Origin of the sequence: Paraburkholderia sp. GAS206C (genome assembly GCF_050435645.1) — a bacterium.
GTDB classification, from domain to species: domain Bacteria; phylum Pseudomonadota; class Gammaproteobacteria; order Burkholderiales; family Burkholderiaceae; genus Paraburkholderia; species Paraburkholderia phenazinium_B.
This window is the reverse complement of sequence record NZ_JBNDKR010000011.1, coordinates 113137-136908: the sequence shown is the minus strand read 5'-3', so window position 1 is coordinate 136908 and position 23772 is coordinate 113137. Positions and strand designations below refer to the sequence as shown.

The 23772-nt window shown below is 61.1% G+C and carries 18 protein-coding genes; 10 read left to right on the top strand and 8 right to left on the bottom strand.

The genetic code is table 11. The annotated features are described in order from the left end of the window. Window position 1: 1 nt before the first annotated feature. The 5 genes from P3T20_RS29060 to P3T20_RS29040 all read right to left on the bottom strand — a co-directional run bounded on the left by P3T20_RS29060 (window position 2) and on the right by P3T20_RS29040 (window position 4830). Entirely contained in the window at window positions 2–2065 is a 2064-nt protein-coding gene (locus P3T20_RS29060) for a family 2A encapsulin nanocompartment cargo protein cysteine desulfurase (protein WP_074268037.1), read from the bottom strand. Next, the gene (locus P3T20_RS29055; protein WP_074268036.1) at window positions 2040–2972 is read right to left on the bottom strand and encodes a family 2A encapsulin nanocompartment shell protein; all 933 of its coding nucleotides are present in this window, start codon (window positions 2970–2972) and stop codon (window positions 2040–2042) included. The genes P3T20_RS29060 and P3T20_RS29055 overlap by 26 nt, the downstream gene beginning before the upstream one ends. 96 nt (window positions 2973–3068) lie before the next feature. After that, window positions 3069–3365 carry a helix-turn-helix domain-containing protein gene (locus tag P3T20_RS29050; RefSeq protein ID WP_074268035.1) on the bottom strand — a complete coding sequence of 99 codons (297 nt, stop codon included), beginning with the start codon at window positions 3363–3365 and terminating at the stop codon, window positions 3069–3071. After that, complete coding sequence (gene epsC / locus P3T20_RS29045; RefSeq protein ID WP_074269382.1) at window positions 3362–4330, bottom strand: serine O-acetyltransferase EpsC; 969 nt, start codon at window positions 4328–4330, stop codon at window positions 3362–3364. The genes P3T20_RS29050 and epsC overlap by 4 nt, the downstream gene beginning before the upstream one ends. 32 nt (window positions 4331–4362) lie before the next feature. Further along, window positions 4363–4830, bottom strand: a complete 468-nt coding sequence (locus P3T20_RS29040; RefSeq protein WP_074268034.1) for a rhodanese-like domain-containing protein — start codon at window positions 4828–4830, stop codon at window positions 4363–4365. Between the two features lie 534 nt (window positions 4831–5364). Between P3T20_RS29040 and P3T20_RS29035 the strand changes: the two genes are divergently transcribed. The 5 genes from P3T20_RS29035 to P3T20_RS29015 are packed head-to-tail and all read left to right on the top strand — an operon-like array spanning window position 5365 to window position 10520. Further along, on the top strand, window positions 5365–6432 hold the full coding sequence (locus tag P3T20_RS29035) for an ABC transporter substrate-binding protein (RefSeq protein ID WP_074268033.1): 1068 nt from the start codon (window positions 5365–5367) through the stop codon (window positions 6430–6432). Window positions 6433–6443: 11 nt separating this feature from the next. Further along, on the top strand, window positions 6444–7295 hold the full coding sequence (locus P3T20_RS29030; RefSeq protein WP_074268032.1) for an ABC transporter permease: 852 nt from the start codon (window positions 6444–6446) through the stop codon (window positions 7293–7295). A gap of 26 nt (window positions 7296–7321) precedes the next feature. Then, window positions 7322–8230: an ABC transporter permease gene (locus P3T20_RS29025; RefSeq protein WP_083611682.1), complete on the top strand. Its 909-nt coding sequence runs from the start codon at window positions 7322–7324 to the stop codon at window positions 8228–8230. Window positions 8231–8245: 15 nt separating this feature from the next. Beyond that, a complete protein-coding gene (locus P3T20_RS29020) occupies window positions 8246–9109 on the top strand; it encodes an ABC transporter ATP-binding protein (RefSeq protein ID WP_074268031.1) in 864 nt (287 codons plus the stop codon). A gap of 46 nt (window positions 9110–9155) precedes the next feature. Continuing rightward, window positions 9156–10520 carry an LLM class flavin-dependent oxidoreductase gene (locus tag P3T20_RS29015; RefSeq protein WP_074268030.1) on the top strand — a complete coding sequence of 455 codons (1365 nt, stop codon included), beginning with the start codon at window positions 9156–9158 and terminating at the stop codon, window positions 10518–10520. 53 nt (window positions 10521–10573) lie between these two features. On the opposite strand, the gene P3T20_RS29010 is transcribed toward P3T20_RS29015, so the two are convergent. Beyond that, a complete protein-coding gene (locus tag P3T20_RS29010) occupies window positions 10574–11560 on the bottom strand; it encodes an aliphatic sulfonate ABC transporter substrate-binding protein (RefSeq protein ID WP_083611681.1) in 987 nt (328 codons plus the stop codon). A 177-nt stretch (window positions 11561–11737) separates the two neighbouring features. Between P3T20_RS29010 and P3T20_RS29005 the strand changes: the two genes are divergently transcribed. Then, entirely contained in the window at window positions 11738–12799 is a 1062-nt protein-coding gene (locus tag P3T20_RS29005; RefSeq protein WP_074268029.1) for an LLM class flavin-dependent oxidoreductase, read from the top strand. Window positions 12800–12818: 19 nt separating this feature from the next. Here the strand turns inward: P3T20_RS29005 and P3T20_RS29000 are convergent, their stop codons facing one another. Further along, a complete protein-coding gene (locus P3T20_RS29000; RefSeq protein ID WP_074268028.1) occupies window positions 12819–13766 on the bottom strand; it encodes a TauD/TfdA dioxygenase family protein in 948 nt (315 codons plus the stop codon). Window positions 13767–14125: 359 nt separating this feature from the next. On the opposite strand from P3T20_RS29000, the gene P3T20_RS28995 reads away from it, so the two are divergent. From P3T20_RS28995 to P3T20_RS28980, 4 genes are all read left to right on the top strand, one after another. Next, the gene (locus P3T20_RS28995) at window positions 14126–14890 is read left to right on the top strand and encodes an SDR family NAD(P)-dependent oxidoreductase (RefSeq protein WP_074268027.1); all 765 of its coding nucleotides are present in this window, start codon (window positions 14126–14128) and stop codon (window positions 14888–14890) included. 22 nt (window positions 14891–14912) lie between these two features. Then, the gene (locus tag P3T20_RS28990) at window positions 14913–15662 is read left to right on the top strand and encodes an SDR family NAD(P)-dependent oxidoreductase (protein ID WP_074268026.1); all 750 of its coding nucleotides are present in this window, start codon (window positions 14913–14915) and stop codon (window positions 15660–15662) included. A 208-nt stretch (window positions 15663–15870) separates the two neighbouring features. Further along, entirely contained in the window at window positions 15871–16365 is a 495-nt protein-coding gene (locus P3T20_RS28985) for a DUF3237 domain-containing protein (RefSeq protein ID WP_074269379.1), read from the top strand. A gap of 176 nt (window positions 16366–16541) precedes the next feature. Next, on the top strand, window positions 16542–19601 hold the full coding sequence (locus tag P3T20_RS28980; protein WP_074268025.1) for an NAD(P)-binding protein: 3060 nt from the start codon (window positions 16542–16544) through the stop codon (window positions 19599–19601). A gap of 40 nt (window positions 19602–19641) precedes the next feature. On the opposite strand, the gene P3T20_RS28975 is transcribed toward P3T20_RS28980, so the two are convergent. Beyond that, complete coding sequence (locus P3T20_RS28975) at window positions 19642–23643, bottom strand: AAA family ATPase (protein ID WP_429288575.1); 4002 nt, start codon at window positions 23641–23643, stop codon at window positions 19642–19644. Between the last annotated feature and the right edge of the window lie 129 nt (window positions 23644–23772).

The following is a 23772-nucleotide window of genomic DNA, read 5'->3' as shown; positions in this document are numbered from 1 at the left end:
GCTAACGCCGCGTCGACAAACGCCGCACCACCGCGACCAGCGCATCGACCTCATCGCAGGTGTTGTAGAACGCGAGCGATGGCCGCACGGTAGCTTCGAGGCCGAAACGCCGCAAGATGGGCTGGGCGCAATGATGCCCCGAACGTACTGCAATGCCCTCTTCGTTCAGCGCCTGCCCAACCTCTTCCGTCTCATAGCCCTTCAATACGAACGACAACACGCTCGCCTTGTCCTTCGCAGTGCCGACCAGCCGAACACCTGGAACGGGTTGCAAGACGCTCGTCGCATACGCAAGCAGATCGTGCTCATAGCGGGCGATATTCTCGATGCCCACGCGCGTCACGTAGTCAATCGCCGCACCCAGACCCACCGCATCCGCGATGTTGCCAGTGCCCGCTTCGAAGCGGTTGGGCGGCGGCTGGAACACAGTGCGCTCGAAGGTTACGTCGGCGATCATGTTGCCACCACCTTGCCACGGCGGCATGTCGTCGAGAATCGCGCGCTTGCCGTAGACCACGCCAATGCCGGTCGGACCGAACACCTTGTGGCCCGAGAACACGAAGAAGTCCGCATCGATTGCCTGCACATCCACGCGCATATGCGAAACCGACTGCGCGCCGTCGACCAGCGCCTTCGCACCGGCACGATGGGCCATCTCGACGATTTCCTTCACAGGTACCACCGTGCCGAGCGCGTTCGAAACCTGGGTTACCGAAACGATCTTCGTGCGATCGTTGAGCAGTTTGCGGTATTCGTCGAGCAGCACCTGGCCGGAGTCATCGACCGGAATCACGCGCAGCTTCGCCCCGGTTTGCGCGGCAAGCTGCTGCCACGGCACGATGTTAGCGTGATGTTCCAGGTGCGACACGATGATCTCGTCGCCCTCGCCCACGTTCTGCACGCCCCACGACTTCGCGATGAGATTGATCGCCTCGGTGGTGCCGCGCACGAAGACGATTTCATCGGGCGAGGCCGCGCCGATAAAGCGCTGCACCTTGCTGCGCGCCGCTTCGTAGGCATCCGTCGCACGGCCCGCCAATGCGTGGGCGGCACGATGGATATTCGAGTTCTCGTGGGCGTAGAAATACGCGAGCCGGTCGATCACGGACTGCGGCTTGTGCGTCGTCGCCGCGTTGTCGAACCACACCAGCTGACGACCGTTCACCCGTTCCGAAAGAATCGGAAAGTCGCGCCGGATTGCATTGACGTCGAACGGCGGGTGCGCCGAAGCCGCTGCGTTCGGCACGCCGTGAGCGGTTCTCGCCGGACCGGTAGACGGATGCGCTTCCTCGACGAAATAGCGTGACCCACCGCTATTGACAGCGACCGGTTCATACGAGCCGGCATCATGCGGAAAACGCTGCACCGAGAGCAACGAGCGAAGCTCGTTCTCGCCTGGCAGGCCGAACGATTGAGCGGTGACCGAATCGCTCAACTGTACGACGATGTCCCGGCCGCCCGCACCGCTGCTGTACCGCGTATCCGCGTGCGGATCGAGAAAGTAGTACGGCGAAGCATTAGCAGACGTACTTGAAGCCCCACCCGCAGACGGACGTTGCGCACCATGTCCCTCGGGCACGGCCAGCGCTGCACCACCGAAGCGCGGCTCGAGCGCCGGAGCGATCGTCACCGCGCTATCCGGCAAGCCATTCTGCGCAGTGGCATGCGGTACGAGCGCCGGTACACGATTGCCGAGCGACAGCACATGAGTCGGCGCCGAGGGCAACAGGTTCGCTCCAGGCACCTTACCTTGCGGCAAGGCGGCACCCGGCACGCCCGTGCCGAAACCACCAGGACCCGCGAGCGGCGAACCCGCCGGCGCCGGATTGCTTGCGGTGGACAGCACCGGCGCAGCGACCGGCAATGCCGAAGCGAACGACGCCGACGACGAGGCGTCGCTCAGCCTATTGCCACCCGGCACCGCGGACGACACCCCGCCACCGGGCAGGGCCGAGAAAAACTCCGTCGCGAGACGTGCGAGCGTTGCCGGATCGGGCAAGCCGGCCGGCAGCGTCTGCGGTACACCTGCGCCTGGCGGATTACTTGTAGGTGTCTGGATAGTCATGGTACTTACCGATCTCCACGTCATCGAGAACCGCCAGCGCGTCCGGCGAATGCACCGCCAGCGAGCAGTACAGGGAAATCAGATACGACGCGATCGCATGACTGTTGATGCCCATGAAGCGCACCGACAACCCCGGACCCTGCTCGCCCGCGACACCCGGCTGGAACAGGCCCACCACGCCCTGGCGCTTGTCGCCCACACGTAGCAGCAGGATCTTGGTCTTGCCGTCGGCCACCGGCACCTTGTCGGACGGAACCAGCGGAATCCCGCGCCATGTCAGGAACTGCGAGCCGAACAGGCTGACGGTGGGCGGTGGCACACCACGGCGCGTGCACTCGCGGCCAAACGCAGCAATCGCGAGGGGATGGGTCAGGAAAAACGCCGGCTCTTTCCATACCTTGCTCAGCAGTTCGTCCAGATCGTCGGGCGTCGGCGCGCCGGTCAGCGGGAACACGCGCTGCTCGTCCGCCACGTTTGCAAGCAGACCGTAATCCGGATTGTTGATGAGCTGGCTTTCCTGCAGTTCCTTGATCGTTTCGATCGTCAGGCGCAACTGTTCCTTGATCTGATCGTGCGGACTGCTATACAGATCGGAGATACGCGTATGCACGTCGAGCACCGTGCTCACGGCATTCAGGAAGTATTCGCGCGGCTCTTCTTCATACGGCACAAACGTGCGCGGCAGCACCGTTTCGTCTTCGCGCTGTGTGCAGGCAACCTTCACGGCGTCCGGATTCTTGACCTGATTCAGGCGGTAGATACCCGCTTCGACCGGCACCCATTGCAGCAGATGCGTCAACCAGCGCGGCGTGATCGTCGCAAGTTGGGGGACGGTCTTGGTGGCGTTGGCTAGTTGCCGCGCGGCATTATCGCTAAGCGCCGTATGGCCGCTCGCTATGGTCGACATGTGTGGCTCCGGGTTCTATAGATGAAAAACAGGAAAGCTTATGACGAGCAGTGATTATGAGGACCGGATCCACTCTGGCTCAACATGCTATAGACGTCACGAGGACGTCTTCAGCACATTAGTGAGCGTGGGAAGCGGCGCGGCGGACGGTGTTGGAGCGACTGCCGCACTGGCACCCGCGAACGACGAACGCAGCAAACTCGAGATAGGTACGCCGAGCGCGCGTGCGAGCTTGTCGACTGTAACGATCGACGCAATCGCGCCGCCGCGCTCGATCTCGCCGACGTAGGACCGGTTTAAACCGGCATGCTCGGCGAGCTGCTCCTGCGACCACGTGCGAGCCTCGCGCAACTCACGTACTGCAGCGCCGAAGTTTCTGACGATCGTGCTCATGACGTGGCGCTCGCAACAGGGTTCAACTGCGGCGCCTGTGGCACCAGCGTGACCTGCGCCGGCTGCGAAGCCTCATTGCGCGACACGGCCTGGGTGACGTGACTACCCGGCGCGACATCCTGCGTCAGCCATACATTACCGCCAATCACCGCCCCTCTTCCAATCGTCACGCGGCCAAGAATCGTGGCACCGGCATAGATCACGACATCGTCCTCGACGATCGGATGACGCGGCAAACCCTTCTCCAGATGACCCGCCGCGTCACGCGGAAAACGCTTGGCGCCGAGCGTCACCGCCTGATAGACGCGCACGCGCTGCCCGATTACAGCAGTTTCGCCGATCACGACACCCGTGCCGTGATCGATGAAGAACCCCGCGCCGATCTGCGCGCCCGGATGAATATCGATGCCGGTCTCGCCATGAGCCTGCTCGGCCACGATGCGCGCCAGCAGCGGCAACTCAAGCCGGTAGAGTTCATGCGCGAGCCGATGATGGATCATCGCCAGGATGCCCGGGTAGCACAGCAGCACTTCGTCCACGCTGCCCGCCGCCGGATCACCATGAAACGCCGCCAGCACATCACCGTCGAGCAGACCGCGAATCTCCGGCAGCCGCGCGGCGAACTTGCGTACCGCTGCGCTCGCCTGTGCCTCGATCTGCTCGTCGGCGCGCGCGTGATGGCGGGCCTTGTAGTTCAATTCGAGCCGCGCCTGTCCAAGCAGTGCGTGCAGCGCCGAATCGAGCGCATTGGCCACGTAGAAATTTTCGCTTTCCTGACGCAGATCGGGCGGCCCCAGCCGCATGGGAAACAGCACGCCCTTGAGCGTGTCGACGATGTGGGCCAGCGCCTCGCGGGCCGGCAAGTCGCGCCCGCCCGGCTCGAGCGAACGCTTTTGCACTTCGCGCCAGCGCTGACGCACGGTCTGGAGCGATTGAACGATATCGTCGATGTCAAATACGGCCACAGTCAATGCTCCCCGTCCTTATGTTGATCTCGCTAGTCCTGCACCCACGGCAAGCCGTGAAAGCGCCAGCCGTTATGGCGGCCGCGCTGCTGCTGCGCGTCCAGTTCGCCTTCGAATCCTTCCAGCACATTGAAGACCTGGGTCATGCCCGCCTTCGCCGCCGCCTCGGCAGCAAGTGCCGAGCGATTGCCGCTGCGGCACAGCAGCAGCACGACTGCCTCCTTGCCCGTCTTCGCTTCCAGTTCGCGCGCGAAGCGCGGGTTACGGTTCAGGCTCGTGCCGGTCGCCCAGGCGACATGCAGGCTATCCGGCACGTAACCGACAAACTTGCGCTCCTCGGGGGAGCGCACATCGACCAACACCGCCTCACCCGCCGAAAACAACGCCCACGCATCTTGCGGAGAAATCCCGCCCGCATAGGGCAAACCCGCAGCTACGGCGGCCTCGCGGGCCGCTACCAGCGCTGCATGTGTAGTGTGTTCTGCCAGTTCAACTGTCATGACATCTCCTTGCTCATTCGTCGTACCTGTCCGGATCTCCCCCGAACGGCGATGCTGGCCGGCCGTTGCCCAACACCTGGGCTTCACCGCCTATAGCCATCAAAACGTACTATGCGAGCGCGTCATCGAAAGCAGAACCAATAAAAAGTGATTTCTAAAGAAGCACGACGATGGACGCTTGAGCAGCGAAGCTTCACGGTGGCCTTTCAACTCCTTTGTGCAGCGTCTGATCGCTCACCAGCATAAATTTTCGGATCTGTGTCGCACAACAAAGAAAACCATCTATCGATATGCGCGCCACCCGATGCTTCCGCATGCAAATCTTCATCGAGGCAGAAGCAGGCACGCACCTCGTCTACGCCATGCGCCAAACACATAAACACACCCGGCAATATGCATAGCTCAAATCCTTTCTTGTCCTTAACAGTGTCGTCGGCAAAGAATGGCTGTGCTCTGGCGCGGCAGCAGCCTGCAATTCGCGGCTACAACGAATGCGGCCCCGGCGCACCCACTTCCCTATCCCCACTCGAATCGATGCGATATCTACGTTTGCTCAAGTCAGTACTCGCGACCGCTACATTGGCGCTAGCGGCCATGCATGCCTATGCCGACAAACCGACGGTGATCCGCATCGGCGTGGCGGAACAAGGCTCCGGGGACCCGCCGACCTTCGGAGGCTCACCAGCGGCCACGGTGCAGATTCAGCAGTTGCTCGAAAAGGAGTTCGCGCCCGACGGCATTAAGGTTGAATGGCTCTTCTTCAAGGGAGCCGGGCCAGCTGTCAATGAGGCGATTGCCGACAAGTCGCTCGACTTTGCCTTCCAGGGCGATCTGCCATCCGTATTGGGGCGCGCCAATGGTTTGAAGACACGTATCCTGCTCGAATCGGGCGTGCGGGTAGGCGTGAAGATTGCCGTTCCAGTCGACTCCAGCATCCACGGCATCAAGGATCTGAAGGACCAGCGCGTGTCGATCTTTCGCGGTACGAATCTGCAACTTGTCGCAGATAACGCCCTCGCCGCCAATCAGCTCAACGAGCGCGATCTGCATGTGATCAACCTCGACACCGCTAGCGCGCTTGCCGCGCTGGCATCCAAAGGCATCGACGCATCGTTCAGCGACTATCACCTGTACAAGCTGCGCGACCAGGGTCTCATCAGGATCATCTACGAGTCGCAAAACGAGGGGCCGCAATTGACGCGTCAATCGCATCTGCTCGTGCTTGACGATTTCGATCACGCGCATCCGGACATCGTGCAGCGTGTCGTGACCACGTTCGTGAAAGGCTCGCAATGGTCGTCCGACGAAGCAAACCGCGACGCCCAGTTCAAGTTGTGGGCAAGAACCGGCGTCCCGTATGCCTCCTGGCAAGCCGAGTTCGCCAACCGGACCTTGAAAGAACGCAATTCGCCACTGATCGATCCGTTCATCGTGGCGCGCTATAGGGCGGTCTCCCAGGATGCCCTCAAGCTCAAGCTGATCCGTCAGCCCGTCGACGTGGATAGCTGGTTTGAGCCCAGCTATCTCGACAATGCGCTGCGCACGCTCAAGCTCGACCACTACTGGACGCGCTACGACGCAGCGGGCAAACCGCTCACCTGACGGACACGACGATGAGCGAAACCGCGATCAAGCTGCCGGCGAAATCGGCCATCCATTCCGACGCCGAAAACACCGCGCCGCGCAGACACGAGCGTTTGCGTGCCGTTGCGTGGCATCTGGCGCCGTGGTTATTGCCAGCGTTGCTGTTCGCCCTATGGAACACCGGGTGCGAGCACGGCTGGATTGCACCGCAGATTCTGCCGCCGCCTGAACGCGTGTATGAGACCTTCATCGATCTGGCAAAGAGCGGCGACCTTGCGCACAACACGCTGATCAGTCTGCAACGTGTGTTGATCGGCTTCGGCGTGGGGACCTTTCTAGGCTTCGTGATCGGCGCAGCGCTTGGCCTGTCGCGCACGCTGGAAGCCTATGTACTGCCAGGTTTTAACGCGCTGGTCCAGATTCCAGTACTCGGCTGGCTGCCCTTCCTGCTTCTGCTGGTGGGCGTTGGCGAGCCGCTCAAGTACATCCTGATCGCACACGCCGCGCTGGTTCCCGTCACGCTCAGCACCTTGCAGGGCTTTCGGCAAACACCCGTGGCGCTTGAAGAGGTGGCGCGCGTGTTCGCTTACAACCGCTGGCAACGCATTGCCTATGTCGTGCTGCCCGCCGCGGTGCCGACGCTTGCCACCGGCGTACGGCTCGCGTTCACCAAGGCATGGCTCGCGCTCGTTGTGGTGGAACTGGTGGCGTCGTCGGAAGGGCTCGGCTATCTGATCGTCTACGGACGGCAGCTGTTCCAGCTCGATCTGGTGATGGCGTCGGTGGTGATAGTCGGCGCCATTGGCCTGACGATGAACCGTCTGCTCGATGCGCTCGAAGCGCGTCTGCGGCGCGGCCAGCCATCCGCGTTTCGCGAGTGAGCCACCGACACGTCCCGGAGTCAGTTATGAGCCGAATTATCGATTCACTTGCGCGTCGTGCGGGTCTGCTCGAACAGGAAGGGCCGCCGCCGTGCGGTTGCGAATTGCCGGTTGCCGGCAAGGCAGCGGCCAGCAAGCCTCCGTTGGCGTCGCGAAAGCGCCGCCTCGACTTGCGCGGCGTGGTGCTGCCCATCGTTGCGCTTGCGCTGTGGTGGGCTATTTCAGAGGCTCATCTGGTGAAGAGCGGCTTACTTGTCAGCCCTGCCGACGTGGCGCGAACCGCATGGCAACAGATCGTCAGCGGGGCGCTGGTACGTGCGCTGTCCGCGTCGCTCGCGCGTGAAGCGAGCGGTTTCGTGATCGGCACCGTGGGCGGCCTGCTGCTCGGCAGCGTGCTCGGCCTCTCGCGCATTGCGACCCGGGTGATCGGACCGAGTTTCGACACCTTCAAACAGATCTCGCTGTTCGCGTGGATTCCACTGATCTCCGTCTGGTTCGGCCTCGGGGATGCCGCGAAAATCGTCTTTTTGTCGCTTGCCGCGCTGCTGCCGGTCACCGCGCATACCTGCGATGGCATCCACACCGTGCCGCGTGCCTACATCGAAGTCGCGCGCGCCTTCCGCTATACGCGGTTGCAAATGATCCGCCACGTGATCTTGCCCGCAGCGTTGCCGTCGATTTTCACCGGCATCTATCTCGCGTTGATCTATTCATGGCTCGCCACGCTCGGCGCCGAATATCTGCTGGTTGCGGGCAGCGGTATCGGCAATACGCTGGTCGACGGCAGCGAGCAGTTCCGCATGGATCTGGTGCTGTTCGGGATCATTGTCGTCGGCATCACCGGGTGGGTGCTCAATGCACTGGCGCGTGCCGTCGAGCGAGCGGTGCTGGCGCGCCGCCACACCGCTTCGAATCCGGCGCGAGCCACGTTATAAAGAGGATTGCCGATCATGAGCACCGCCCTTTCCGAATCACTCGACATTCTTCACGTCAGCAAGCACTACACGCAGCGTGGCGTGCCGCTGGCGGTTCTCGACGACATTACCCTGCGGGTGCGGCCCGGGGAATTCGTCAGCGTGCTCGGCTCGAGCGGCTGCGGCAAGTCGACCTTGCTGCGCCTGATCGCCGGACTCGACAGCGACTACAGCGGTGAGATCCGGGTCGCCGGAGAACGGGTGAAGGATACGTCGCTCGAGCGCGGCATCGTGTTTCAGGACCACCGTCTGTTTCCTTGGCTGACAGCCTCGCAGAATATCCTCGCTGCCTTACGCAATGCGCCATTGTCCGCTAAAGAAAAACGCGAGGCCGTCGCCGAACACATTGCGCTGGTGGGTCTGAACGGCTTCGAGAATGCCTATCCGCATCAACTGTCAGGCGGCATGGCGCAGCGCGTGGCGATTGCACGCGGTCTCGTCAACCGGCCGCGTGTGCTGCTGCTCGACGAACCGTTCGGCGCACTCGATGCGCTGACCCGCGCCCGTCTGCAGAACGAACTGCAACGGATCTGGGAACGCGAGCGCATCACCATGATCCTCGTGACGCACGATGTCGACGAAGCCCTGTACCTGGGCGATCGAGTCGTCACGATGGCGCCGCGCCCTGGGCGAGTCAAACGGATTGTCGACGTCGCGCTGCCGCGGCCACGCCAGCGCAGCGATCCCCGCTTTATCCGCCTGCGCGACGAAGTGCTCGCCGATTTCGCCGAGGATGGCGCCGCAGCTCACAGCGATGGAGGCGGCGCGCCCTCTGGTGGTCAGCACGTATCAGGTGCTCCCGTCGATTCGCCAATCACCGACTGGCGGCTTGCCTGGTAAAACCGCGCGCGCAAAGCAATCACGCCACAATCTCATGGAGCAAAGAATGAGCGAAAACAAGCGGCAAATCCGGTTAGGCGCATTCCTCATGGAGACCGGCCATCACATCGCCGCATGGCGTCATCCGGATGCGCATGCGAGCGGCGGACTCGATTTCGCCCACTATGCCCAAGTCGCGCAAATCGCCGAGCGCGCGAAATTCGACACCATCTTCTTTGCCGACAGCGTCAGCGTGCGCGACACGAATCTGGCTTCGCTCTCGCGCACCGCACGGGCCGATCACTTCGAACCGTTAACGTTACTCTCGGCGCTTTCCGTGGTGACGCAAAATATCGGGCTGATCGCGACCGTTTCGACCACGTTCAACGAGCCATATAACCTGGCCCGCAAGTTCGCTTCACTTGATCACTTGAGCGGTGGCCGTTCGGGATGGAACCTCGTCACATCGAGTACCGAATCCGAAGCGCACAACTTCAGTTTCGAACAACATCCCGATCACGCGGTGCGTTATGAACGCGCCCGCGAGTTCTACGACGTTGTGGCAGGCCTCTGGGATAGCTGGGAAGACGACGCGTTTCTGCGCGACAAGGAGAGCGGTGTCTACTTCGATCCGGACAAGCTTCACGTACTCAATCACAAAGGCAAGCACTTCAAGGTGCGTGGGCCGCTTAACGTCGCACGCTCACCCCAGGGTTGGCCGGTGGTTGTACAGGCAGGCGCCTCGGAAGCCGGCAAGGAACTCGCCGCGCAAACTGCCGAGGTGATCTTCGTCGCACATCAGACGCTGGAAGAAGCCCAGGTGTTCTATCGCGACGTCAAAGGGCGACTGGCGAAATACGGACGGCAGCCCGATCATCTGAAAATCATGCCAGGTATCTTTCCTGTGATCGGCCGCACGCAGGAAGAGGCGCGCGAGAAATTCGACGAGTTGCAGAACCTGATCCATCCTACGGTCGGTCTATCGCTGCTATCGAATATGTCCGGCGGCGTCGATCTCTCGCAGTACCCCGTGGATGGCCCGCTGCCCGAGCTTCCAGAAACCAATGGCGGCAAGAGCCGTCAACGGTTGCTGTTCGATCTCGCACGCCGCGAGAATCTGACCATACGTGACCTGTATTTGCGCATCGCCGGTGCGCGTGGTCATCAGCAGGTAGTGGGCACGCCGCAAAGCATCGCAGATCAGCTACAGCAATGGTTCGAGGAAGAAGGTGCCGACGGCTTCAATATCATGTCGCCGTGGCTACCAGGCGGGCTTAGCGAATTTGCGGAACAGGTGGTGCCGGAGTTGCAACGCCGTGGGCTTTTCCGCACCGAGTACGAAGGCCACACGTTGCGTGAGAATCTGGGGCTGCCGCGGCCCCAGAACCGTTATACCCAAGGCACGGCGCAGGCACGGGCTGCAGTCCGCTAAACCGGTTTGGCTCGATGTCACGCCGGCCGTTGCGCCGCCGTGACATCAAATGATTATTTCGCCGCGGGCGGCGTCCAGATCCGGACGTCGGTCGCCTTCAACGTGTTCGGGATCAACCCTGCCGCAAAATACGTGTCCGCGATCCGCTGTTGTTCGCCAAGCTGGTCGCGCTTCACCGGCACGATGTCATAGCTGCGCCGGCTGTTCGCCAGCTCGACGGTCGGCGTCGGAATATCGCCCCACAACGGTCCAAGGATCTGTGCAGCCTCTTGCGGGTGCGCCTTAACCCACTTGCCTGTTTCGTTCAGCTCATCGAATACGACACGAATCACATCCGGGTGTTTGTCCGCAAACGCCGTAGTCGCCGTGTAAAAGCGGTTGTATTGCGCGACACCGCCAGTGCCGTCGGCGATCACGCGGACATGCGCGTCGCGCTGCTGTGCGGCAAGGAACGGATCCCAGATGGCCCAGGCGTCGATGTTGCCACCTCGAAACGCAGCGAGCGCATCCGGCGCTTCGAGGTAACGTACCTGAATATCCTTGATCGTCAGTCCAGCCTTGGCAAGCGCTGCAATCAGAAGAAAATTGCAGCCGGAGCCTTTCGATACCGCCACGCGCTTGCCCTTCAGATCCGCGATCGAATGGATCGGCGAATCCGGTGGGACGATGATGGCTTGTGCACTCGGCGCAGAGGTCTCTTCGGCGTAATACGTCAGCGGCGCGTTCGCGGCCTGCGTGAAGAGCGCGAATGCATCGGCGACATCCGCATGCAGATCGACGCTCCCAGCGTTTAGCGATTGCAGCAGCCCCGTTGAAAACTCATGCCAGCTGACGTCATAGCCCATTGCGTTGAGCTTCTTTTCCAGCGCGCCGGTGCGCTTTAACAGGATGAATAGCGTCGACGAGCGCTGATAGCTGATCGAAACCGTTTCGTTGGCTTGCGCGGCGTTCGTGCACAGCACGCCGAACAGCACCAGGGCGCAAACGGAAAACCGGCGCAGTCCAGACAGACCGGCCAAAGCGGAAAGAGCGAAGCGCATCGGGGAGATTCAGAAGTAGGCCAAGCTTTCGACTATATAAAGAATCGCGGGGACGCCAAATACGTATTTCAGCAATCGATATCGTCACAAATTGGAACGCGTGGTCACGTCGCGGCGCAGTGCGTCAGGCATCATTGACGTTTCCCCGGCACATATACTTGTGGAGGTTCTAGCGCCATGCCGACATCACCTGCCCGTTTCGGTGTCTGGGCACTCGTTCATGGCAGCCGCGCCGCGCTGCAGGATCCTGACGAACCGTACGACGCATCATGGGTGCGCAACAAGGCGCTGGTACTGGAGGCCGAGCGTCTCGGCTACGACTCCGTGCTGGTCGCGCAGCACACGATCAATCCGCACCGCGAGGAGCTGGATCAGCTCGAGGCGTGGACGGCTTCCGCTGCGCTTGCAGCGCTCACCGAGCGTATCGAGATTATCGCTGCCATCAAGCCCTATCTCTATCATCCGGTCGTGCTCGCGAAGATGGCGCAGCAGATCGAACACATCAGCGGCGGCCGCTTCGCCATCAATCTCGTCAATGCGTGGAATCGCCCCGAACTCGAGCGCGCCGGCATTGGTTTCGCCGAGCACGACGCGCGTTATGCATATGGCCGCGAGTGGATTACCGTTGTCGATTCGCTGTTGCGCGGCGAACGAACGAGTTTTAACGGCGAACACTTTCATGTCGACGACTATTTTCTGCGGCCGACCGACCCATTCCGCAATCGCCCGCGCATTTATGTGGGAGGCGAGTCGGATCCGGCGCGCGAGCTGGTGGCCGATAAGGGCGACGTCTGGTTCATCAACGGCCAGCCGCTGGAGGATGTGCAAAAGCTGATCGCCGATGTCGCCGCGCGGCCGCGTCCGGCATCGTTGCCCGCACCGTTGCGTTTTGGTCTGTCGGCATTCGTGATTGCGCGCGAAACCGAAGCAGAAGCACAAGAGCATCTTGCGCATCTGTTCGAACTGGCGGCCAAGGATGCGCCGTTACGCGAGCAGCAGAAAGCGAACATCGATCCAAACGTCGTCATGATCAAGACCTTCGCCAAAACGCCACGGGTGGGTTCGAACGGCGGCACGGCAGCAGGTCTTGTCGGCAGCTACGAGACAGTCGCGCAACGCATTGCCGCGTTTCATCGAGCCGGCATCGAACTGTTCATGCTGCAATTTCAGCCGTTTGAGGCGGATATGCGTGGCTTCGCCGAGCGGGTCATTCCGCGTGTGAAGGCGTTAACCGCGTGAGGTAAGCGCCTTCTGTTCTTCAGTTCAACGCCACAGCAGCCGCAGCCCCGACCGGCGATCCTTCCAGCGCGATCGATTGCCGGCCATCCGGGCCAACCGGAATATCGCCAACCAGCGTGGTGCGATATAGCTGACGGTCGAAGTCAAGATCGTAGATATCCGTAGGCGCCAGATGCGCGGTGGCGCGATTGTCCCAGAAGGCAATGCTGCCTAGCTCCCATTTGAAACGAACCGTGAATTCGGGGCGCGTCACGTGTTCCCAGAGCAGTTCCAGCAACACCTGATTTTCTCGCGGCGTGACGCCAACGATGTACTTCAGGAAGCCAGGGCTCACATAGAGCGCACGTTCCCCCGTTTCCGGATGCACACGTACCAGTGGATGCTCGGTCACGAGCGTGTGCTGCGATACGGCCTGCACGAATGAATCAGTGCCCTTCGCGCCTGCCGGCGGCGCAAACCGGTGCACGCCGCGCAAGCCATCGACCAACGCGCGCAAAGGTTCGGACAGCTTCAGATAAGCGGTGACGAGATTGGTCCACTGGGTGTCGCCGCCGAATGGCGGGATGGTGACGCCACGCAAAATCGACGCATACGGCGGATTGATCGCGGCGGTGACATCGGTGTGCCATCCCGTCCACGGTCTCAGCAGCGGCTCCCCCTCGAAGCGGGTGGCCTTGCGAAACTTGGAGATCGAGTAGATCTGCGGATGACCGTCCACGTGTCCGAAGACCGGATGCCCCACCGTAAGCTCACCGAACTGCGCGGAAAAGGCGACGTGCTGCTCGTGCGTCAAAAACTGCTCGCGGAAAAACACCACTCGCCATCGCAGCAAGGCCGCGCGAATCTCCGCGACCTGTTGAGCGGATAGCGGCCGGGTGAGATCGACGCCGTGAATTTCTGCGCCGATATGCGCCGAGAGCGGCGCGACCTGGATCGAGCCGATGTCGGCCGAGACGGCTGCACTCATTGAAGACTCCTGTTCCTGAAGAAGGGGGACTCGCGCGATACCTCGCTAACAGTAAAGCCGGCCAGACGCCAGGCCAACCAATCTTTGCGCATATGCAAAACCTCTGCGGTGTGAACGCGCTGCAGAGCTGTACCCGGCCGCGTCCTCGTCAATGGGAAAGCACCATCGGCCGCAGTTGGCGCGGTATGCCTCTCAGGCATGCCCGCCAACCTACAAAGTCTTTTATCTTTCCACGTGCTGCCACTAGATTACGCATCAGGCGGGACGCAACGACAGCCGCTCCGGCGAAGCGGACCGGCAATCGCACTCCATACCTGCCAGCTATATCGCCGAGGAACTGAAGTAACTGGAATCTGATCATGAGCCCTCTCAGTGGAAAAACCGCGCTCGTCACGGGCGCCTCTCGCGGGATAGGCCGTGCTAGCGCGCTGGCCCTCGCGAAAGCAGGCGCCCAGGTTCTGGTTCACTATTGCCCTGAAGACACAGCGGCCAACGAAGTGGTTACGCAGATTCGCGCAGCCGGTGGCCACGCCGACAGAATTGCTGCGGATCTGAGCGCCCCGGATGGGCCGCACCGGCTGGCAAATCGAGCGCGCGCCGTAATCGGCGCACGTCTGGATGTACTGGTGTGCAGCGCCGACATGACGAAGGGCGCGAGCATTGAAGACACCACCGTCGCCGATTTCGACGAGCTGTTCGCCTTGAACGTGCGCGCGCCCTACTTTCTGGTGCAGCAACTGATGCCGGCGATGTGCAAAGGCAGTAGCGTCTTGCTGGTCTCCTCGCTGGCGACCCATGATCAGGTGGGCACCGTATCGTCACCGGCATCGGCCTATGCGGCAAGCCAAGGCGCCGTCGACACGCTGGTGAAGTACTTTGCGACCACGCTCGGTGCCCGCGGCGTGCGCGTCAATGCGATTGCTGCGGACGTGGTGGCAAGCGGAATATCAGACCCAAAAACAAAAAATAGTGGCCGGCTAACGCCAACGGCCCCCGAAATGCAGAGGTTCAAGCGTAGCGCGCAACCCGAGGACATCGGCGGGGCAGTCGTTTTTCTCGCTTCGGACGCGGCACGCTGGATTACCGGCGAGACGCTGTGCGTCGACGGCGGTTCGAAACTTTAATCAGCATACCCAAGGAATAGCCATGGACAACCAACCTGTCGTACTCATCACCGGCGCACTGACTGGCATCGGTCGCGCTACCGCAATCGCTTTTGCTCGTGACCACGCCCGTATCGTCGTTTCGGGGCGCCGCGCGGAAGAAGGCCGGCAACTCGCCGAGGAGCTACGCTCGCTCGGTGCCGAGGCAGAGTTCGTGCAGTCAGACGTGCGCTTCGAAGACGAAGTGCGCAAGCTCGTCGACGCCACCGTCGCGCGATTCGGACGGCTAGACATCGCGGTCAACTCGGCGGGCACCGAAGGCGAATCGGCCCCGGTGATCGAGCAAACCCCCGAACGCTACGCCGCCGTGTTCGAAACCAATGTGCTCGGCACGTTGCTCGCAATGAAACACGAACTTCGTGTCATGGCGCCGCAAGGTAGCGGTAGTATCGTCAACATCTCGTCGACGATGGGCGCGCGCGGTGCAGCAGGCGCATCGCTATATGTGGCCAGCAAGCACGCCGTGGAAGGCCTCACGAAGTCGGCGGCGCTCGAGGCCGCGGCGTTCGGTGTACGCGTCAATGCGGTCGCGCCTGGTCCTGTCGAAACAGCGATGCTCGACCGGCTCACGGCGAATGCGGAACGCAAGGCTGCCTTTCTCGCCGGTGTCCCCCTCAAGCGTGCCGGGACGCCGGAAGAAATGGCCGACGCGATCCTGTTCGTTGCGTCGCCGCGCGCGAGCTTCATGACCGGTGAGGTGCTCAGAGTCAATGGTGGAAGAACTGCTGCCTAGAAGTGCCCGATCAACCGAGGCCAACACGCGAATCAGACGCCATCCGGCCCATACGGAGAGCTGCCATGCTTTACGAAATCCGCACTTATACTTTCAAGCCGCTGCGTGCAACCGACTTCTCGCCGCTCAAGTAGCCCTTAAGTACCCTCAAACGTTCCCATGACTCTGGTATGACACCCCCATGCCATCAACCGACAAGGTGAAGACGATGTCTACTCCCGCTTTCGAAGACCTGCCCGCCGCGCTCCAGAGCATCCAGACGCGGCCGTTGTTCGTGATGCGGCTCGATGTCAAGCCGATCGTCATCGTCGGCGACACGCCGGGAACGTTTCGCCGCATCGGCATCGTGCCGTCCGGCACCTTTGCGGGCGAGCGCCTGAGCGGCAAGGTGCTCGACGGCGGCAGCGACTGGCAAAGCGCGCGCAGCGACGGCAGTACCACGCTCGATGTGCGCCTGATCCTGCAGACCGACGATGGTGTCAACATCACGATAGCCTACCGCGGCATTCGCCACGGCGCGGCCGACGTGATCCAGCGGCTCGAAAAAGGCGAACCGGTCGATCCGGCCAGCTACTACTTTCGCATCAATCCGGTCTTCGAAGCCCCCGCTGGCAAGTATGAATTTCTGAACCGGGTGATCGCGGTGGGCACGGGTCACCGCTTCAAGGACGGGCCGGTCTATAGCGTGTTTGAGGTGCTCTAGGCAAAGGACCGGCAGCCACGCCTTCCGCGTTGCCATCACCGACAAAAAACCGGAGTATGTCTAAACATGTGCAGCCACCCTTCAACAAAGAACTCAAAGAGTATGTATGAGCTAAATTCCAGGCCTACAATGCGCTGACAATGGACTCGTCGTCGATAGCCCCAGAGGAGGGAGAAATGACGGAACGGCCCGCATACATCTACACCAGTGGCTCACCGGTGCAGCACACGCCCATGCACCTCAACGCATCCGACATGTACGGCTTTTTTATCAAAGGGGATCTGAAAAAGCTGCAGGCTACCGTCGACGGGACGCTCAATCGGGTGGCTGCCGGCCGGATGACTTTTCAGGTGCTGTCGCCCTACATCATGCTGACATTCACACGCGTGGAGCATGCCCAATCGGGCTTCCCCGCGGATGAAAACAAGGGCTGGGGTAAGGAAACCGACATCATCACGTGGATATCGGTTGGGCAAATCGAAGAAAAAGACGGCGCCACGAAGTTGCAGCGCGTCTTTCTTTACCCGGCGTATACATGGGTCGACGTGCCTATGGCCATTTCCATCGGCCGTGAAGTCTTTGGCTATCCAAAGAGCCTGTGTCAATTCAGCATGCCGGAACCAGGCGGGGACCCGCGCGAATTCAAGTTTTCCTCCGAAGGCTGGCAACCCTACAGTCCTCAGACGCAACTAGGCATGCACCCTCTGATCGAGGTCACTGCAATCGATACGCAGAACGCGCATCGGCCCTTGCTTGGATTTATCGATGTGATACGTGAGGGTTTAGACATTCTGCGCTCGGAGAAGGATCTGTTTGCACTCGACGAGGCGGGGATAGAGGATCTCGCAACACTCTTTTTGCGAACACGCGTCGATCAGCTATTTCTCAAGCAGTTCCCGGACGCCAATGGCCTTAAGGCCGTGTACCAGGCCATTGTCGTTGCGCCCGCCACAGTCGACAAAGTGCACAGCGCCAGATTGCTTGGCTATACCTATGCGTGCACATTGCACAAGTTCGATACTTTCCGGCTAGACGAGACCTTGGGCCTCCAGCTCGGAGAACAGCCTGTACTCCTACCTTTCCACATCAATATGGACTTCACCATCTCAGCGGGTGAAGAATTGCTCCAGACCGCGGAGGCAAGCTCGCAGAAAATCGCCGTTCTCGGCGGCGGCCCAGGCGCGATGGCTGCCGCGTTTTATCTTACCGAGCAGCCCGGCTGGCAAGACCGTTACGACATAACTGTCTATCAGATGGGGTGGCGCCTGGGCGGAAAATGTGCCAGTGGACGCAATGCCGAGTTGGGCCAGCGCATCGAAGAGCACGGACTGCATATGTGGTTCGGCTTTTATGACAATGGCTTTACCGTGATGCAAAAGGTCTACGACGCCCTCAATCGGCCTGCTACTGCTCCGCTTGCGAAGTGGGAAGACGCTTTTAAGCCACAGAACTACATTGTGCTCACCGAGTATATCGACCAAAGCTATAAGTTCTGGCCGATCGAGATACCGATCAAACCGGGTGTCCCGGGGGCGCACAACGAGGAAATCACATTTTCGGCAATATTGGAAACCGTAACGGCATGGATTGGGCAATGGCTGGACGATCTCGGCCATCATTTGTTACATGCCGCCAGGGAATCTGGAGGGGTTATCGAGGAAGCAGAAGCCATTCTGGCAAGCGTCATCGGATTCGTGAAGCGCCTGCCCGAAGTGTTCCACTTCCGGGAGAAGCAGCATCACCAGTTTGTACTAACCGAGTTGCAGACGGTTCAGGCTTCTCTGCCCCAGTACGTCTCCCATCATCTGGGCATTGACGACAAGGTGCGGCATCTCTTCATTTCCATCGATCTGGCCGTCACGAGCCTGATCGGCATGCATGCCGACGGCGTCTTGCACCATGGCTTCGACGTCCTCAACAACATCGAATTCCGCGACTGGTTGCGCAAGCACGGCGCCAACGAAGCCTATACGATTGATTCCGCGCCGGTCCGCGGACTCTATGACCTCGTGTTCGCCTTTATGGATGGCGACACCGCTCGCCCGAACATCGAGGCTGGCACGATGCTGCGCGGCATCTTGCGGTTGGCCATTGGTTATCACGGCGGCTTCATCTGGAAAATGCAGGCCGGCATGGGCGACACCGTCTTTACGCCGCTGTATCAAGTGCTAAAACAGCGTGGCGTGAGCTTCCAGTTCTTCCACAACGTGGACGAACTGATTCCGGACGCCGACGGTGTAGGTGAAATCGTCATGACTCAACAGGTGGCTCTTGCAGAAGGCGTCACCGAATACAACCCGCTGGTCGATATCGCCGATCTGGAGTGTTGGCCAAGCTGTCCGAACTACGAGCAGATCGACCCGGCACAGGCACGCACACTGCAGGCCAAAGATGTGGACCTCGAATCCCACTGGAGCGACTGGGCGCAAATTTATAGCGCTGAGTTTGGCAAGCCATTACCGGTCAAGCGGCTAAAACGCGGAGTGGACTTCGACAAGATTGTCTACGGACTGTCGATCGGCTCCCTGCCGCATGTCTGCCCAAAGCTGCTAGAGAAGAGCGTTCCCCTCAAGGCAGCCAGCGACAACGTGAAGACGGTGGCGACTCAGGCCTATCAGATATGGCTGAGCAAGAGCATCCGGGACCTCGGCTGGAATGTATTCGGCTCCAACGGAGAGGAGCCCGAGTTGAGCGCGTTCAGCAAGCCCTTCAATACCACGACGCCGATGAATCAATTGCTGGCGCGTGAAGTGTGGCCGACTGGTCACGTGCCACAGAGCGTCTCTTACTTTTGCAGTCCGCTGCCTACGCCTGATTCGCCGCCCCGCACCGATGCCAACTACGCCTCGCGTTGCACGGAAGAAGTAAAACTGAGTGCGCTTGGTCAACTGCAGCACGAGGTCTTTAACCTCTGGCCCGCCGTGGCGTCTCCAGGTTTATTCGACTGGCGGATATTGATCGATCCGACTAACGGCAGCGGGCTGGCGCGTTTCGACGCGCAGTATTGGCGCGCGAATGTAAACCCTTCCGACCGCTACGTGCTCTCGACCGTAGGTAGTACCCAGTACCGCATAACGAGCGATGCATCCGGCTTTAGCAACCTGTATCTTGCAGGCGATTGGCTCAAGACAGGCATCAACGCTGGTTGCGTGGAGGGCGCCATCATGGGCGGCATGCAGGCTTCACGTGCAATCAGCGGATATCCGCCCATCATCAAGGGCGAGAGTGACCATTGAGGGGGAGCGATCTTTCAGTGTCAGGTTTGCGGCAGTTTTCTCACGTCTGCAATGGCGGTGCGCCGATGCGTTCGTGCTGAACACGCGCCTGCTCCAGAAACTCGGTTCTTTCAGAGCTATCGTGCGGACTGTGGTTGCCGAGTTCGTACAGCAACACCGCCTCGTCATAGCCGGCGCCGAGCGTGCGTGCGGCAGCAAGCCCTCTGCGCCAGCATGCGAGAGCGAAACGTCTGTCATGCCGGGTTGCCGCTAACCTGCCCGCAAGCAAGGCGGCACGCGGCGCGGCGACCTTCGTTGCGCGCGCATATTGCGCAAGGATATGACATGCGCGTTGCGCATCGCGCCGACTCGCCAATCCGCACTCCGAAGCATCGATCAGGGTTTGCGCAATGCCCGCAATTCCGTCTGTCACATACCACGCGACAGGCACGCCTGCCGACAGGTTGTCGAGGCCCGCTTGAGCCGACTCGACCGCGCGCACGCGATCGCCTAGCCGCCAATACGACGCCGCGATCAAGCCCTGGCAGAATATCCGGTCGAACTGCGCCAGCTCGCGCGCGACAATCACCTTGTCGAGGCGGATCACCAGCTCCTGCAACGGACCTCCTTGCGCCAGCGCGAGCGAGGTATCGAAGCCATGCAGGTAAGCCGCTATTTGCGCCGGCATGTCATGGCGTGCAGGACGCAATTTGTCCAGCCACTCCTTGGCATGGGTCAATTGCCCTCGCGCCAGAGCAACAGCGCACAAACCGGCAATCGATTGTTGCCAGCGCTCGATTGAGCCGAGACGCGCATAGAGCGACGCCGAGTAATTCAAACATTCCACGGCCTGTTCCCAGCTGCCAGCGGCCGCCCAGTACACGCCACTCACCACGTTAGCGTAGGCGATATCATCAATACCGCCCTGCTCCTCCGCCAACGCCAGCGAACGCCGGTTGTAGACCTGCGATAGCCAGCGCAGGTCCGCGCCGGCGAAGCCGATCGCCATGGCGGCGAAGCCTTTCACAGCCTCACGCACGCTGCCGGAGCGTTCGGCAAGATTGAGCGACGTCAGCGTCGCATGCAGAAGCGACAGCTTTCCGCTGTTGAAGTACGCGATTTCGCTGAGTTTCTCGTGAATGTGCGAGATCCGCGGCAGCAGCGGATCTGCGCTCCGTCCTCGCATCAGGCCCGCACGCGCGCTCAATTGCTGGACTAGTTGCCAGGCAAGGTCCGCGACCATCGTCCCGGCGAAACGCGGTACCGCCCGGCCGGCGCACACGAGTGCACGATTGAAGTGATCCCTGGCCGCACCGTATTGAAACAGCTCGATATGGGCTTCTCCGAGCATCGCCTCGCAACGCATCTCGCCCTCCCGATCTGGCGGCAGCTTGTATTCGTTAGCAAGCCTGATCGCCCGCTCCGCCTGCCTGATAGCGTCGCGGTTCGCATAGTGTTTCAACGAAAGCTCTGCAGACCTCTCGAGATACGTCACGGCGGCAGGAATGTTCCGCGCGCGTTCCCAATGGGACGCCAGTGCCGCGAAGTGCGGCTCGAGATCGTGCGATTCGTTGCGTTCGACCCAGTCCGCTATGTCGCGATGCAGTTCCCGGCGCAGCGAGTACGGCAGCAGTTCGTACACTGCATCCTGCACCAGGACGTGCTTGAAACGGTAGCAGTCGTTCTCGTCGCCTACGGGGTACACGACGTCTTCGCGCTCGAGCACCCGTGCCAGGGCGATGAGATCGGCCGTACCTTGCTCGCCAGGAAACAGATCGCGCAGCATCTTGAGCGAAAACTCCTGCCCGATCACGGCCGCGATCTTCAACATGAGCTGTTCGGCAGCGCCGAGCGTATCGAGCCGGCTGACGATCACGCCGCGCAATCCCTCCGGCAGCATGGCGTTGGCTTCACTCTCAGCCTCGGCAGAAAACGCTGCCACACGGTCGGTCATCTCGAGATAACCGGAGACGTGAAGCGCCGCAACAACCTCTTCGGCATACAGCGGATTTCCCTCCGTGCGCCCCACTACGAAATCGACAAGCTCGTGCGTTGCCTCCGCCGCACCCAGACGGTCGGCGATCAATACGCTCAAGGCCGCTCGCGTGAGAGCGGGTAAGTGAATACAGCGCGACTCGCGGACAACCTGATGCGCCTCGACAGCGGCGGAGTCGTCGAGCGGCCGCGTGGCGGCCAGCAGAAGAAGACCCGGCGGTCGCGCGATCGCGAGTTCCAGAAGCATGGCTGCGGATGCGCTGTCGAACCAGTGCAGATCGTCGGCAATCAGCAATATGGGCGTATCGCGCGATGAGCGCGAAACAAGCGCCGTAACGAGCATCCGCAAGCCCTCGGCTCTCGCGTGGCCGACCATCTCCCGCGTGAGTTCCGTGTCGGCGAGCTGGAACGGCATGACGTCGTTAAGGAGTGGCAACCATGACGTGAGGTTTTCGTCGTCCACAACAAGATTTGCGGCAGTACGGCTCGCCAGTACCGGGTCGAACTTGCCTGTGCCGCAAAGCAGTTGCGCGAGGATGTGTCGCCAGACGTAGAAAACCGACATCGATTCCAGCGCAAAGCCTGCGCTCCAGATGACTGAAGCGCCCCGCTCACGCGCATTGGCCGCCATATCTGCAATGAGCCGGGTCTTACCGAGGCCCGCCTCACCGCACAATGCGATAGCGTCGCCGTGCCCTGCAATGACCTCATCGAGCGCAAGCGATAATTGTTGTGCTTCCTTCTCGCGGCCGACCGATACGCCTGCGAACGAATGTCCCTCACTCGCCGCGCCTGCCCTTGGCTGCCAGACGGCGACAACTTCAGCGAAGCCCTTTGCCGAGACAGGGTCGCACGCTTCGAACTGAAATTCGCGCGCGGCGCCGTCGCGTGTTGCCCTGTCGCACAGTACGCGGCCATGCGCAGCGGTCATGAGCCGTGCGGCGCGGTTCACCACCCCACCCGTCAGTCCCGCATGGCGGCGCTCGTTGCCGCCGCGGTCGGCGTAAAGAGCCAGTCCCGAAGTGATGCCCATGCTGAGCGGAATTCCGCGCTCGCGCATTGCGGCGGCAAGCGCTCGCCCGGCGGCCACCGCGCGAACTGCGTCATCTTCGTGCGCCATGCCCGGCAAGCCGAATACCGAAAGTAGCGTGAGCCCCTTGTCATCCGCAGAAAGTTCGGTGAGGGCACCGCCAAAACGTTCGTGTACTTTTTGCGTGCTGGCCACCGCAGCTTGCAGAAGGCTCAATGCATTCTCGCCGGAGTAATCGACGATGGACGGCCCGATGAATAGCGTGGTGATATTCCTGAACTCTCCGAACCAACGCCCGCCGCCCATGCGTACGCGTTCAAGAAAGTGATGCCCGAAAAACTTTTCCAGCGTGCCGGATGGTGGACCGGGCTCCTCCAGCGGAGGCGGTAAGGGCGCCAATACGGGACCGTATTGTTCCGTGATGGAAGCAGCGCCGCACGGCAGCGCTCGGGCAACAAAATGCGCCTTCACCATGTCCCACAACGATTCACATACTACGACCTCGTCCGCACTGCCCTTATGATTGGCTGCCGCCGCCTCGGCCACTGGGCCGCCTGCGGTGAGGCTGTACCACTTCCCGCCGACCCCGCCGACAGTCAGATGCGTGAGCGTGCCCTCTGCGAGCGATACCCGTTGACGCATTTGCACACCGGTTTCCGCGATGATTTCCGGTAACGCACGTTGCAGCTGCAGGCCACACTGCACGGCGAGCCGCGCGGTCGCATCCGGTGTCGCGTCGTATTCCCATATCACGCGGATGGCGTCGCCGACGAAATCCAGAACATCACCCCCGTGCGCGATCGAGATGCCGGTCATTCTTCCAAAGTAACGGTCAAGGATCGCCGACAAGCGTTCCGCACCCGCGACCCCTTCGCGCGCAAATGTTTCGGTGAGCTCGGTAAAGCCCGCGATGTCCACCATCATCGCCACACCCCGGAATTCACGCGCACTCGGGGTCTCACACGTTCCCGCCGTCAACAGATGTCGCGGTACGTAGCGTGAAAGCCCCGTCGGAATGAATGCGCTGGTCTCGCCCACCTCTCCCCTCCCGCAGACAATAAAATACCTACATTTACTTTACATGCAATGGTGGCATTGCGCTGGAAATCTGTATTCGCCCAGCGTTCGCGTTCGCGCGCCGCGAATAGCATGTCTCAGCCTCGTTAC

What these genes read in the sequence shown, in the direction of transcription:
- P3T20_RS29060 (WP_074268037.1), bottom strand. Translation starts at nt 2,065, where the DNA reads ATGACTATCCAGACACCTACAAGTAATCCGCCAGGCGCAGGTGTACCG.
- P3T20_RS29055 (WP_074268036.1), bottom strand. Translation starts at nt 2,972, where the DNA reads ATGTCGACCATAGCGAGCGGCCATACGGCGCTTAGCGATAATGCCGCG.
- P3T20_RS29050 (WP_074268035.1), bottom strand. Translation starts at nt 3,365, where the DNA reads ATGAGCACGATCGTCAGAAACTTCGGCGCTGCAGTACGTGAGTTGCGC.
- P3T20_RS29040 (WP_074268034.1), bottom strand. Translation starts at nt 4,830, where the DNA reads ATGACAGTTGAACTGGCAGAACACACTACACATGCAGCGCTGGTAGCG.
- P3T20_RS29035 (WP_074268033.1), top strand. Translation starts at nt 5,365, where the DNA reads ATGCGATATCTACGTTTGCTCAAGTCAGTACTCGCGACCGCTACATTG.
- P3T20_RS29030 (WP_074268032.1), top strand. Translation starts at nt 6,444, where the DNA reads ATGAGCGAAACCGCGATCAAGCTGCCGGCGAAATCGGCCATCCATTCC.
- P3T20_RS29025 (WP_083611682.1), top strand. Translation starts at nt 7,322, where the DNA reads ATGAGCCGAATTATCGATTCACTTGCGCGTCGTGCGGGTCTGCTCGAA.
- P3T20_RS29020 (WP_074268031.1), top strand. Translation starts at nt 8,246, where the DNA reads ATGAGCACCGCCCTTTCCGAATCACTCGACATTCTTCACGTCAGCAAG.
- P3T20_RS29015 (WP_074268030.1), top strand. Translation starts at nt 9,156, where the DNA reads ATGAGCGAAAACAAGCGGCAAATCCGGTTAGGCGCATTCCTCATGGAG.
- P3T20_RS29010 (WP_083611681.1), bottom strand. Translation starts at nt 11,560, where the DNA reads ATGCGCTTCGCTCTTTCCGCTTTGGCCGGTCTGTCTGGACTGCGCCGG.
- P3T20_RS29005 (WP_074268029.1), top strand. Translation starts at nt 11,738, where the DNA reads ATGCCGACATCACCTGCCCGTTTCGGTGTCTGGGCACTCGTTCATGGC.
- P3T20_RS29000 (WP_074268028.1), bottom strand. Translation starts at nt 13,766, where the DNA reads ATGAGTGCAGCCGTCTCGGCCGACATCGGCTCGATCCAGGTCGCGCCG.
- P3T20_RS28995 (WP_074268027.1), top strand. Translation starts at nt 14,126, where the DNA reads ATGAGCCCTCTCAGTGGAAAAACCGCGCTCGTCACGGGCGCCTCTCGC.
- P3T20_RS28990 (WP_074268026.1), top strand. Translation starts at nt 14,913, where the DNA reads ATGGACAACCAACCTGTCGTACTCATCACCGGCGCACTGACTGGCATC.
- P3T20_RS28985 (WP_074269379.1), top strand. Translation starts at nt 15,871, where the DNA reads ATGTCTACTCCCGCTTTCGAAGACCTGCCCGCCGCGCTCCAGAGCATC.
- P3T20_RS28980 (WP_074268025.1), top strand. Translation starts at nt 16,542, where the DNA reads ATGACGGAACGGCCCGCATACATCTACACCAGTGGCTCACCGGTGCAG.